Source organism: Actinomadura sp. 9N407 (assembly GCF_044326315.1).
Taxonomy (GTDB): Bacteria; Actinomycetota; Actinomycetes; order Streptosporangiales; family Streptosporangiaceae; genus Spirillospora.
The window spans coordinates 1-13108 of sequence record NZ_JBIRAW010000049.1; the positions used below are offsets into that span (position 1 = coordinate 1).

The 13108-nt window shown below is 71.2% G+C and carries 9 protein-coding genes; all 9 read right to left on the reverse strand.

The features are described 5' to 3' along the window. Positions 1 to 43 precede the first annotated feature (43 nt). Complete coding sequence (locus ACH34Q_RS43660; RefSeq protein ID WP_395989132.1) at positions 44 to 1015, reverse strand: SMP-30/gluconolactonase/LRE family protein; 972 nt, start codon at positions 1013 to 1015, stop codon at positions 44 to 46. Between the two features lie 114 nt (positions 1016 to 1129). After that, a complete protein-coding gene (locus ACH34Q_RS43665; RefSeq protein WP_395989133.1) occupies positions 1130 to 2020 on the reverse strand; it encodes a helix-turn-helix domain-containing protein in 891 nt (296 codons plus the stop codon). 154 nt (positions 2021 to 2174) lie between these two features. Next, complete coding sequence (locus ACH34Q_RS43670; RefSeq protein ID WP_395989134.1) at positions 2175 to 4991, reverse strand: DUF5682 family protein; 2817 nt, start codon at positions 4989 to 4991, stop codon at positions 2175 to 2177. Continuing rightward, on the reverse strand, positions 4988 to 6103 hold the full coding sequence (locus ACH34Q_RS43675) for an AAA family ATPase (protein ID WP_395989135.1): 1116 nt from the start codon (positions 6101 to 6103) through the stop codon (positions 4988 to 4990). Before ACH34Q_RS43675 ends, ACH34Q_RS43670 begins: the two co-directional genes overlap by 4 nt. Before the next feature lie 27 nt (positions 6104 to 6130). Continuing rightward, positions 6131 to 7531, reverse strand: a complete 1401-nt coding sequence (locus ACH34Q_RS43680; RefSeq protein ID WP_395989136.1) for a VWA domain-containing protein — start codon at positions 7529 to 7531, stop codon at positions 6131 to 6133. Next, entirely contained in the window at positions 7528 to 8919 is a 1392-nt protein-coding gene (locus ACH34Q_RS43685) for a hypothetical protein (protein WP_395989137.1), read from the reverse strand. The genes ACH34Q_RS43680 and ACH34Q_RS43685 overlap by 4 nt, the downstream gene beginning before the upstream one ends. Continuing rightward, entirely contained in the window at positions 8919 to 9413 is a 495-nt protein-coding gene (locus tag ACH34Q_RS43690; RefSeq protein ID WP_395989138.1) for a hypothetical protein, read from the reverse strand. The genes ACH34Q_RS43685 and ACH34Q_RS43690 overlap by 1 nt, the downstream gene beginning before the upstream one ends. A 154-nt stretch (positions 9414 to 9567) precedes the next feature. Further along, positions 9568 to 12156, reverse strand: coding sequence for an ATP-binding protein (locus tag ACH34Q_RS43695; protein ID WP_395989139.1), 2589 nt, complete (start codon positions 12154 to 12156; stop codon positions 9568 to 9570). Between the two features lie 34 nt (positions 12157 to 12190). Further along, positions 12191 to 13108: a potassium-transporting ATPase subunit C gene (locus tag ACH34Q_RS43700; RefSeq protein WP_395989140.1), complete on the reverse strand. Its 918-nt coding sequence runs from the start codon at positions 13106 to 13108 to the stop codon at positions 12191 to 12193.

Consider the following 13108-nt stretch of genomic DNA (forward strand, 5'->3'; position numbering starts at 1 on the left):
GTCCGCTCGCGACCGCCGGCCGACGCCGTTTTCGTACGGGCGGTCAGCGACGACCCGGCAGGTGCGCCTGCAGGAGGTTCGGGTCGGTCTTCGTGGTGTAGGCGGCGCTGAGTACGTAGACCTTGCCGCCACGGACCGCCACCGAGGTCGGGTTCTGCAACCCATCGGCGGCGTCCAGAACGGTGGAGACGGCGCCACCGGGCCGGATGCGCACGACCTTGTTCGGGCCGTTGACGGCGGCCACGATCTCCTCGCCTCGCCCGGTGAAGGCGAAGTCGTCGAGGCCGACCAGACCCGTGGCCTTCACCTGCGGCAGGCCCGCGCGGCCGCCCTTCCGGAACGGGATCCGCAGCACGGTGCCCTTGTCGAGGTTGGTGACCCAGAGGGCACCGTCGCGCGCCTTCGCGCCGTTGACGCCGAGGAAACTGGTCGAGGCGAGGTCATCGGCCGCCGACCACACCGCCGGAGTACCGCCGGTCCGCGGCACCGTCCAGATCTTGCCGAGCACGGAGTCGGTGATGTAGAACCGCTCGCCGCGCTCGTCCAGCGCCAGCCCGTTGGGCAGGCCTTCAGCGGGCAGTGCGGCGATGCGCTGGGGCGTCCCGCCTGGGGTCAGCCGCCACAGCCCCGTCATGTCGGCGCTGCCCGCCGCGTACAGGACGTACAGGGTGCCGTTGCGCGTCCGTACGATGCCGGTGGTCAGCGGGAAGCCCAGGACGGGCGTCCCGACGCCGCCGTCCGCCGGTAGTGGCAGGGTGGCCAGGATCCGCGTCGCGCCGGTGCGATCGACGCGGGCGATCTGCCGGGCGGCGGCGAAGGTGACATTGAGCGCGCCGCCGGGCTCCACCGCCACGTTCTCCGGCATCTGCCCATTGTCCAGGTCGAAATGGGCGATGACCTTCGCCCGGCTGTCAGGTGTGGCGGCCGCCGACGCCGGAAGAGCGGTGACGGTCGTCAGAGCGGCGGTTCCCGCTGCCACGACGGCCAGAACGGCGGATGAAAGCTTGATCTTCATGATTCCCTCTGTTTTCGGGCGCGCTGAACAGCGCACTCCATGGGTGTCGTTTTAAGGCGGCCGAGCTCGATTCACGGCGCGGTCATGAGCGACCGCGACTTGCGATGGGACTGATCAGGTGAGGCGCGATTCCTTCGCGACCGCGGAATCGCCGTCGGCGGACATGGCGGCCCGTGACAGGAGGACGAGCGCGTTCTCCGACGCGGACCCGGGTTCCGCCGTCGCCACGACGATCCGCTGTCCCTGTGCGGTGCGCAGGGTCTGCTGGTTGACGGTCATCGCGCCGACCAGCGGATGCCGCATGTCATAGACGCCGACATCGCAGGGACGGACCTTATGGTCGGCCCACATTCTGGCGAATTCCGTACTCTGCATCATCAACTCGCCGATCAGTGACGCCAGTTTCGGGTCAGCGGGATTCTGTCCGGCCGCGAGACGCAGGCCGCCCACCACGTCCCTCGCCTTCTGCGTCCAATCCGCGTACATCTCGCGGGTGTGGGCGTCACAGAACACCAGGCGCGTCATGTTGGGCCGCTCGGCCGGACGATCCGGGCTACCGGCGTCCAGATGCCCGGCGTACAACGCGTGTCCCGTACGGTTCCAGGCCAGCACGTCACCGCGGACGCCCAGGACGATGACCGGAACGTCCGCCATCGCCGCGACCAGCTGGCGCACCGCCGCCGTCACCCGCTCGGGTGCGGGCCGGCGCCCACCCGCCGGTCGGCGCCGGACGGCGGCGAGGTCATGCAGGTGCCGGCGCTCGGCCTCCTCCAACCCCAGCGCCTGGGCGATCGCGTCCAGCACCTCGGGCGAGGCGTTGAGCGAGTGCCCCCGCTCGAGCCTGGAGTAGTACGACGCGCTCACCCCGGCCAGCAGCGCCAGTTCCTCGCGCCGCAGTCCCGGCACCCGCCGCCGCTCGCCGTACGCGACCAGCCCGACGTCCTCCGGACGCAGCCGAGAACGATGCGTCCGCAGGAACTCCCCGAGCTGCCGTTTTCCGTCCATGCGGGCCAGTCTCCAGTGCACGCCGGACCTTAGCCACACCCTGCCGTGGACAGGCAACGTGGGAAGAATGCCACGGTGTCTCTGAAGCTCCTGCAGCAGCGGCCGGACGGCGGGCCCTTGGAGTGGGCCCGCCGCCCGGGCAGGTGGGTGTTGCTCAGTTCAGGAGGAGGCCGGAAACGGCGTGTGCGGTGGTCGGGTGCTCGGTCAGTAGGGCGGTCGACATTGGTGCGGGCGCGGAAGTTGCCGTCCAGCCGGGTGGGAGGCCCAGCAGGCCGGCGAGCGCGTCGCATGCGGCGGGGTGGGCGGCGAGGAGTTCCGCGGCCGGGCCGCCGTCGGGGACGGAGCCGGACGGCGGTCCGGCCGGAGCCGCCTGGGCCGACCAGGGCGGGGTCCACGAGTCCAGCCCCACCAGGGTGGCCGGGAACGTACGGCCCGCCTCCCTGATCAGTACCGGGACCATCTCCTCCGCGTGGTCCTTCAGCGTCGTGATCAGTTTCGGCAGCCACGGCAGCAGGACCGTGTCGGGAAGCCGGGCGAACGCCTTCGAAAGGATCTCGACCACCAGCGACGCGAGCGCCGGGGCGGGCTCCAGGGCCTGGACGAAGCCGCTCAGGTAGAGCGGGAACGACGGGACGACCAGCGGGTTGTCCAGCAGTTCGTCGCACCGCCGCCGCAGTTCCTCCAGTGGCAGCAGGCCCAGCTGGGTCTGCGCCGCCCACAGCAGGGCGACCTTGGCGGGGGACTCCGGATGTGACTGCTGGACGGCCAGCTCCAGCTGCGTGTGGTCGCAGCCCAGGGACAGCGCCAGGCTCTCCATCCCGAACAGGAAGCCGAGCATCGCCGCGACCTGCCGTACGCCGGTGTCATCGTCGGTGAACGCGGTCGGCAGCAGCGTGCAGTAGTGCGCGTACCCGGCGGTGACGAACGCCTGGCACCATTCCGGCAGCTCCGGCTGGGTCGCCTGGTAGTGAGTGAGGAGCCGCCGCACGCGGCGCAGCACCTCCGGCGCGCCGTCCACGGTACGTTCGGCGGCCAGCAACTCGACCGCGCGGGCGCCCAGCTCGTCGGTGAAGCGCCTGCCGCCCAGGTAGAGGATGGAGTCCTCCACCGCGGCGAGGGCGTCGGCGGCGGTCGCGCGCGGCGCGTGCACCGCCTTGCGAAGCCGCTGCTCCAGCACCTGCTCGATGGTGACGCCCTCGTAGCCCAGCTCGACGATCGAGCGCATGTTCCGGCCGATCGCCAGGTCCCAGCTCTCCTGGATGGAGCGTTCGCCCAGGCGGCGCGAGCCCATGATGGGCTGGACGACGTCGTGCGGTACGAGCCGGCGCAGGATCCAGAGCAGATCCGAGCACGGCCGCAGGCGCGGATCGGCGTCCAGGTCGAGCAGCGCCCGCTGGACGGCGCGCTTCTCCAGGTCGAGGCCCAGCGGCGCGAGCCGGTCGAGGACGTTGCGGGCCAGCGGTGGCAGCGCGTCGTAGCCGACCTCGCCCACCCGGTCGCCGCCGAGCAGGATCTCGCACAGGCGCGCGACATCGCGGCGGCCCGGTACCGCGTCCTTCTCGATGCAGGTGACCGCCGCGTCCTGGAAGTCGTACGGCGTCGGGCGCTTCCGCCCGCGGATCCCGGCCAGCAGGATCGACGTCTCGTACACCGCGATGGCGTCGGCGGTGCTGGAGGCGTATCCGTTCTTGCGGGCCAGCCGGACGATGTCGACGCACCAGCCGAGCAGTTCCTGGTCGTCGAGGCCGTCCGGTGCGGGCGCGGCCGTCAGGAAGCCCGACAGCCGGTCGGTCACCGGTGCGGGCGGCTTGGCGGCCTTGGCCGGTGCCTTCGCCGCCGCTTTCCCGCCCAGCCGGAACGGCTTGAGGCCGGTCCGCCGCAGCGCCTTCGAGTAGGTCGCGGCGGCGATCGACACCGAGCCGGGCGCGAGCCCGAACTGCGCCTCGATCGCCGAGTGGCTGGACGGGATGAGCCCGTACTGCCAGCTCGTGGCCGAGCGCGGCGTGATCTCGAACGAGCCCGCCGTGCCGTGCAGCCCGAACTCCTCGACCCGGCTCGCCGCGTGGAAGGCACCGCACACGTACAGGCAGTCGGCGGGATCGGCACCCGAGGACAGCAGGTGCTCGCGCATCCGCGTCCACATGTAGCGCTCGCGGTTCTCGTCGACGGCCGTACGGGCGGAGCCGTCCGGCCGCAGGCGCCGGAACAGGCTGCCGATCAGCACCAGCACCTGGCGGTAGGTGTCGTGGTCGGCGTCGACCAGCGGCTGCTCGACGTACTGGTCCCACCACTCCGACCAGTGCCGCACCTTGCCGTGGTGGAGCAGGTGCTCCTCCAGCTCGGCGAAGCGCGGTCGCAGGTCGCCGATCTCGACGCCGACCGCGCCGCCGTGCAGCGCGGACTCCTCGTCCTCGGCCGCGGTCTCGTCCTCGGCCTTGCCGGCGGTGTCGTCGTCGCGCGGCTCCCACTGGAAGACGTGGTCGGTCGAACGGTCCACCAGGACCAGCTCAACGCCGGGCGTGGTGAGCGCGTACGAGATCGCCTGGTACTCGGCGGACGCCTCGGTGATCGGCGCGACCACGCTGAGCGGTGCCCAGTCCGCCGGGAAGCCGTCGATGTCGGTGGCGAACGACTGCAGCGCGACCGGGAGCGTGCAGTTGTGCAGCTCGTCCAGCAGCGGCCGCATGTCCTCGCACAGCTCCAGATAGACGACCTTCGGCCGCTTGTCCCGCAGCCGGCGGGCCATCGCCGTCGCCGAGGAGGGCGAGTGGTGGCAGACCGGGAAGATCTCCAGCGGCTCGCGCAGCGCCCGGTCGACGTCCTCGACCAGGCCGCCCAGGATGTCGGTCAGCGGGCCGGAGCCGAACCGCTCGGCCGCGCCGAGCAGCTGCTCCCGCAGCCCGCCGAACGGCCCCGCGCCCACGTCCAGGCCGGTCGCCTGGGGCGTCACCTCCGTCGCGGGGCCGGTCACGACAGCTTCGCCAGGGCCTCGCGGCCGCCCGCCAGGAAGCCCTGCCAGGCGCCCTCCTCCTTCTTGCTGCGCGGCTCGACGACGCCGTGCCAGAACTTGTTCAGGATGGCCAGGTCCTCCGGGGTACGGCGGGCCAGCGACCCGACCAGCGAGGACGCGATCGTCTCGGCGCGCAACTCCCGTTCGCCGAAGAACTGGCTGTGCAGGATCGCGTCCTCCAGCACGCCGATCTGCTCGGCCGTCGACAGCGCCGACTCCAGCTTCTCGTCGTCGCTGCGGGCGGACGCGGCGGCGGCGCGCAGGTCGGCGAAGCTCTGCAGCAGCACCTCCAGCAGCGACGGCGCGACCTCCAGCTCGATCCGGTGCCGCCGCAGCAGCTCGGTGGTCCGGAACCGGACGATCTCCGACTCGGCCTTCTTGCTGGTCACCATCGGGATGCGGACGAAGTTGAAGCGCCGCTTGAGCGCCGAGGACAGGTCGTTGACGCCCCGGTCGCGGCTGTTGGCCGTCGCGATGATGGAGAAGCCCGGCTGGGCGAACACGGTGTTGTCGGTGTCCAGCTCGGGGATGGAGACGTACTTCTCCGACAGGATGGAGATCAGCGCGTCCTGGACGTCGCTGGTGGAACGGGTCAGCTCCTCGAACCGGCCGATCACGCCCCGTTCCATCGCGGTCATGATCGGGGAGGGGATCATCGACTCCCTGGACTGCCCCTTGGCGATCACCATGGAGACGTTCCAGGAGTACTTGATGTGGTCCTCGGTGGTGCCGGCGGTGCCCTGCACGACCAGCGTCGAGTTGCGGCTGATCGCGGCCGACAGCAGCTCGGCCAGCCAGGACTTGCCGGTGCCCGGGTCACCGATCAGCAGCAGCCCGCGGTCGGACGCGAGCGTGACGATCGAGCGCTCGACGAAGGTCCGGTCGCCGAACCACTTCTGCGGGATCTCCCGGTCGAGCCCGTCGGAGCGCTCGGAACCCAGGATGAACGTGCACACCATCTTCGGGCTCAGCCGCCACGAGAACGGCTTGGGGGCGTCGTCGATCGACTCCAGGTAGTCCAGCTCGTCGGCGTACTTGACCTCGGCCGGGGCGCGCAGGATGTCGTCGGTCATGTGGGGGTCTCCTCTGCAGGTCCGGGTCTAGCCCAGGAAGGTCTTGAGTTCCAGAACGAGCTTGTCGATGTGGCCGGAGATGACCGGGGTGCCCAGCTCCTTGAGCTTCTGCCGGTACCAGGAGTCGACGCTGGCCTGGCCGGAGCTGTTGACGGAGCCGACCGGGATGAACTTCACCCCGGACCGGTGCAGCGACCCGAAGTCGTCGATCATGCTCCGGTCGTCGTAGAAGTCGGAGATCCAGACCAGCGCCGTGTTGCGCGGGTCGGCGATCTTCGGCCGGGCCAGCCGGAGCGCGACCGGCCCGTGCGTACCGCCGCCCAGCGTGGTGCGCAGCAGCACCTCGAACGGGTCGTTGACCCACGGCGTCAGGTCGATCGCGCGGGTGTCGTAGGCGATCAGGTGCACGTCGACCTTGGGCAACCCGGCGAAGATGGAGGCCAGGATGGTGCAGTTGACCATCGCGTCCACCATGGACCCGGACTGGTCGACCACCACGATCATCCGTGCCGGGGTGGTGCGGCGGGCGGTGCGCTTGTAGAACAGCTTGTCGACGTAGAGCCGCTCGTCCTCGGGGCTGTAGTTGACCAGGTTCTTCCAGATCGTCCGGTCGAGGTCGAGGTTGCGGTACACCCGCTTGGGCGGCACGCTACGGTCGATCTTGCCGGTACTGGCCTTCTCCACCCGGGTCTTCAGCACCTCGCCGATCTCGTCCACGAACCGCCTGATCAGCGACTTGGCGTTCGCGAGAGCCTCCCCGGACAGGTTGTGCTTGTCGCGCAGCAGCTGCTCGATCAGCGACATGCTGGGAGTCAGCTGCCGGGCCAGCGCCGGGTCGGCCAGCACCTCGCGCAACCGCATCCGCCGGACGAGATCGCCCTCCAGGTCGGCCAGCAGCGCGTTGAGGTCGGCGTCCGTGACATCGAACCCCTGCCCTGCCCCGGACCCGCGCCCCGGACCGGGCGCCTTGCCGTTATCCTGCCCGGTGCCGTTGCCCTCCCCGGTGCCCATGCCCGTTCCTTGCCCCTGGCCGGGCCCGCCGCCCGCGCACGCACCAAGGGCGCGGCGCAGCCATTCGGCGTCGCGCTGCCAGGCGGAGAGCTGGCTCACGGTGACGCTGCCACCGCCCGTACAGAACGCGTTCAGCAGCAGCTTCGACACCAGCGCCGTACGCCGCACCCGGTCGCCGTCGTCGCCGTCCGCCAGCGGGTCGAGCAGCTCCGGCTCCAGCTCGGGGAACCGCTGCACGACCGTGTCGACCGACACGCCGGGGTCGAGGAGTGCCGCCGGCAGCTCGCGCTCCCCGACGACGGCCATGCTCGCCGCCTCCAGGGCGGGCTGCTCCTCGGCGTTGAAGACCCGTCCCAGCAGCCGCCAGAGGAGCACCTGCCGGCGGACATCGTCGCTCTCGCTCTCACTTTCGCTCACTTGCGAAGCAGCCTTCCCGCGCGTTCGGTCAGGACGGCCACGGCGTCGCCGGAACGGGCCTGGGCCTTCACGACCTTCGGATCGGTGGGGCCGAGCGCCCAGTCGCCGTTGTGCGCCTCGACCGGTTGCTTCTTCACGCTGCTCTGCAGGGCGAGCGGCTGCAGCGTCCACTGCCCGGCATCCCAGCGGAGCAGGCCGATGCACGCCGTGGACGCGCCCACGAGCTGCGGGGTGAGCGGGCCGCTGAGCGGCAGCCGGTCGAGGTCGACGGCCAGGGTCTCGCCGTTGAGGTCGAACGTGCCGTCGCGCTTCGCCGTGTAGCCCTCGACCAGCACCGGCTCGGCGACGCGCACCGGGTGGCGGTCGAGCGGTGCGACGGCCGGGGCCTCGGCGCCGGGGAGCCGGACGCGGGCCGTCGCGAACGGGTCGGCGGTCTCACCGGCCTCCGCGCGCTCCTCGTCCCAGAGCAGGTCGCCGCCGGCGGTCAGGGACATGTCGGTGATGTCGACGGCGCGGTGCTCGGCGAGGGCGGCCAGCAGCGTCGGGTACGCCGAAAGCAGCTGCCACAGTGAGGGACCGAGGATCGTGTCGACCTTGGCGGCGGCGACGGCGACGCGTACAAGGCGCACCGGTCCCTCGCCCTTGGGCTCCAGCACCGCGTGCAACTGTGCTTGAACGGCCGTTCCGTGCTCCTGGACGTCGACGCCCAGGGGCAGGAGCCGTCCGGAGGCGACGCTCGCGCCGCCCGTCCAGCTGCCGGAGTGCGACAGCAGCACCGCGCGCGTCCACAGGTCGGCCCAGCGGCGTTCCGGGACCTTTTCCATCGTCGCGACCGGGCACGAGGCGCGCAGCTCGGCGGCGAGGCCGTCCAGCAGCACGGCCACCCGGCGCAACCGCGGCTCCGCCCACAGTGCCTCAAGGGCCTGGTCAGCGGCCGACACCAGCGCGTCGTTCACGCCCCGCCAGCCCGCGATGGCCAGCTCCTGCAACCAGGCGCGGCCTCCGGCGAGCAGGTTGGCGGGCACCGGCTCCCCATCGGCGGGGGCTTCCTCCCACGTGGAACGGGACCGGCCGAGCGCGCCGTCGAGCTGGGCGAGCAGCGCATCGTGCACCGCACCGAGCAGCGCGGCGCGGGCCCCGGCGAGTACGGACAACTCGGTGACACCGATCGAACCGGCGGCGAGCTTGCCGGACGCGTCGGCCACCGCCGTGCCGAGCGGGGACGCGCCCACCGCGCCCGCAAGCGCGTCGAGGGCCTCGGTATGCCGCGGGCTGAGCCGGGCGAGGCCGTTGGCCAGCGCGGCGTCGAACCCGGCGACCACATCCAGCGCCTCCCCCGCGCCGGGCGGACTCTGGACGAGCAGCTCGGCGAGCTGGACTCCCTGCATCAGCGGACCGCCCCCAAAGCCGGGAACCAGTGCATCTCGGTCAGGGGCTCCGGGCTCGCCGGAACCTCCAGATAGGTCAGGTGCCGCAGGAACCGGCTGAACACCATGGCGGCCGGAGCCTTTTCCTGAGCGCCCTTCAGCAGGGAGTTCAGATCGTCGCCCTCCGCGGCCTCGACCTTCAGGTAACGCGCGACCCGTTCAAGGCCGTACTGCTTCACCGCCTCATCGATCAGCGCCTTGAGGTGCTTGCAGCGATGGAAGCCTCCGGCCCCACTGCACGGCCGATTGTTATTGGTACTGCAATTGAAATTGTGCGTCTCCGCCGCGATGGAGGAAACGTACACCCGAGCGATATCAGAACCGCTCGATACCACTCCTTGCAGCCGCCCGTCCGCCAGTTCGACGAACGGCACCTTGACCAGTTTGCGTGGTTGAACGGGCGGCACCACACGCACCGCACTCCGTTCCTCCCACCCGGCCTCGCCGGAACTCATGAGTTTCGACCTCCACCCTCGCGGTCCGTCGTATACCCATAGTTCTATCGGCCCCCACTGACAGAATCCGACACTTCCACGACATCACCACCACCCCGTTGACTCGTGGCGTGTTCGCCTTTCCTCGGTCCTGGGAGGGCGAACACGCCACGAGTCAACGGGAAGGGGGGACGGCGGTGGGAAGGGTGAGGACCATGGTCAGGCCGCCGGCGGGGGTCTCCTCGATCTCGATGGATCCGTTCATCGCCTCCGCGAGGCCGCGGGAGAGGGCCAGGCCGAGCCCGACGCCGGTGTGGTTGTCGCGGTCGCCGAGGCGCTGGAACGGCTCGAAGGCGCGGTCGCGGTCGGCGGGCGGGATGCCGGGGCCGCGATCGATGACGCGCAGTTGCAGCCGGTCGGCGTGGGCGCTGGCGGTGAGCAGCACCGGCCGTCCCGGCGGGTTGTAGCGGACGGCGTTGCTGATGAGGTTCACCAGGATGCGTTCCAGGAGCGCGGGATCGGCGACCACCTCCGGCAGGCCCTCGGGGGTACGGATCTCGATGTCCGCGCCTCCCACGTCGGCCAGGGCTCGGGGCATGGTGTCCTCGATCGCGATCTGCTGCAGGGACATGCCGAGGGAGCCGGCCTGCAGGCGGCTCATGTCGAGCAGGTTGGCGACGAGGCGGTCGAGCCGTTCCAGGGACTCGGCTGCGGTGGCGGTCAGCTCGTCGCGGTCCCGGACGCTCCAGGTGATCTCGCGGCTGCCCAGGCTGTCCACGGCGGCCTTGGCGGACGCGAGCGGTGTACGCAGGTCGTGACTGACGGCGTTCAGGAGGGCGGTGCGCATCTTGTCGGCGGCGGCCAGGGGACGGACCTGCTCGGCGGCCTCGGCCAGGCGCTGGTGGCGCAGCGCGACGGCGGCCTGGGCGGCGAAGGCCTCCAGGACGCGGCGGTCGGAGGCGGGCAGCGTACGGCCGCGCAGCACCAGCGCGAGGACGCCGCCGTCGGGCGGGCCGTCGTCGATGAGGACGTCGGACTCCCCCGCGTCCGGGCTGGTGCAGGGCTCGCCGCCGACGGTGGCGACGATGATCCAGGAGCCGGGGTCGCGCTTGGTGGCGGGTGTCATGGGCGCGTCGTGCGCGCGTTCCAGCAGCGTGACCGAGCTGAGCCCGTACGTCTCGCGGAGCCGTTCCAGGATGCGGGCCAGGGTGCGGGAGGCCCGGGGCGCGGCGCCCGCGCCGTGCTCACCGCGCAGGATGTCGCCGGCGAGGGTGGACAGGATCTGGGAGTCGGCCTTGGCGCGGGCGGCCTCACGGCTCCTGCGCGCGGTGATGTCGACGACGGTACTGACGGTCACGCCCACCACGACGTACACCACGAGCTGGAGGAACGCCTCGGGTTGATGGATGGTGAAGGTGTAGAAGGGCGGGGTGAAGAAGTAGTTCAGCAGCAGTGACCCGGCGATCGCGGCGAACAGCGCGGGGTAGAACCCGCCGATCATGGCGACGCCGATGACCGCGGCCTGGAACAGCAGGATGTCGCTGGTCAGGGAGAGCTGGCCGCTCAGATGGTCCAGCAGGAGCGTGAGCAGCGGCAGCCCCAGGGTGGCGACCGCGAAACCCGCGTTCCGCCGGCTGGACGGGACGCCCCAGGCGGTGCGCAGGGCCTTCCACCGCCGGCCCTGGTTGACCTCCTCGTGGGTGACCAGGTGGACGTCGATCGTCCCCGACTGGGCGGTGGTCGTGACGCCGACGCCACGGGAGAAGAGCTGTGCGGCGCGGCCCCGCCGGGACGCTCCGAGAACGAGCTGGGTGGCGTTGACACCGCGCGCGAAGTCCAGCAGCGCGTCGGGCACGTTCGTACCGACGACCTGCCGGTAGCTGCCGCCCAGGCTTTCCACCAGGGAGCGCTGGCGGGTGAGGTTGGCGGGGTCGGCGTCGGTGAGGCCGTCGCTGCGGGTGACGTGGACGGCCAGCAGGTCGGCGCCCTTGGTCCGGTCGGCGATCCGGGCGGCGCGGCGGATCAGCGTGTCGCCCTCGGACCCTCCGGTGAGGGCGACGACGACGCGTTCGCGGGTCTCCCACGTGCTGTCGATGTCGTGGTCGGCGCGGTAGCGGTCGAGCTGGTCGTCGACCTTGTCGGCCAGCCACAGCAGCGCCAGCTCGCGCAGCGCGGTGAGGTTGCCGACGCGGAAGTAGTTGCCGAGGGCGGCGTCGATCTTCTCGGGGGCGTAGATGTTGCCGTGCGCCATCCGGCGGCGCAGCGCCTCGGGTGCCATGTCGATCAGCTCGACCTGGTCGGCGCGGCGGACGACCTCGTCCGGTACGGTCTCCCGCTGCGGTACGCCGGTGATCTGCTCGACGACGTCGTTGACCGAGTCCAGGTGCTGGACGTTGACGGTGGAGATGACGTCGATGCCGGCGTCCAGGACCGCCTCGATGTCCTGCCAGCGCTTGGCGTTGGACGAGCCGGGCACGTTGCTGTGCGCCAGCTCGTCGATCAGCGCCACCTGCGGGCGCCGCGCGATCAGGGCGTCGGTGTCGAGCTCGGTGAACGTGGTCCCCCGGTAGTGGACGGTCCTTCGCGGGACGATCTCCAGCCCATCGAGGAGTTCGGCCGTCCGGGACCGTCCGTGTGTCTCCACGTACCCGACCACCACGTCGGTGCCCCGGGCCAGGCGCCGGGCACCCTCGGCGAGCATGGCGTAGGTCTTGCCCACCCCGGGCGCCGCTCCCAGGTAGATCCGCAACCGTCCTCGGCCCATCACCCCTCCTTCCTGTAGCGGCGCCCTGGAGGCCTCACTTCTGAACGGGGAACCGCTCGTCCAGGGCGATGTTGAGCGTCAGGACGTTGACGACGGGCTCGCCCATGAAGCCGAGGGCACGGCCGGTGCGGTTGGCCTTGACGAGCTCCTCCACCTGGGCGGTGGAGATCCCCCGGGCCGTCGCGACCCGCTTGACCTGCAAGGTGGCGTACGCGGGGCTGATGTGCGGGTCGAGGCCACTGCCGCTGGCGGTGACCGCGTCGGCCGGTACGGCGGGCTTGTCCGGCGCGTTCCCCCTGATCGGGACGACCTTGCCCATGGCGTAGTCCTCGCCGTACCGGGCGAGTTCGACCTTGACGCCCTTGTAGGTGGCCATGAACGGGGCGCGCACGACGCCGTCCTGCTCGTTCAGGCTGACCACGCGGGTGGGCGCCGGTACGGTGCCGTCCGCCGTCCGCGTGCCGAAGACCGCGAGGACCGCGCCGACGCCGCCGGGCGTACAGAACGGGCGGCGCCCGTCCACACCCTCCCGCTCACCGACGGCCTTGCCGCGCTCGCAGATCTGGGTGAGCAAGCTTTGGGCGGCGTTCCCGTCCTCCTTGCCGGCCGCGATGAGTTTCGGGTCGGGCAGGGTGTCGACGACGCTCTCGGGGCCGAGGTTGCTCGCGCCGCTGGAGGTGGGGTCGTAGCCGTCGCCGGCGTTGGACGGGCGGCTCTGGAAGTACTGCCGGAGCGCGTCGCCGTTCGCGTCGGTGAAGGACTGGCCGATGAGCCTGCTGCCGACGACGCGGCCGTCCGACTTCACGAGCGATCCGTCGGCCTTGCCGTTCAGGCCGGGCAACTGTCCCACGGCGAAGACGGCGAGCGGGTAGACGGCGCCGAGCAGCACGGTGAAGACCAGCAGCGCGCGCAGCGCCGCCAGGTGCCGGCGGATCCAGGTGGGCATTCGCAT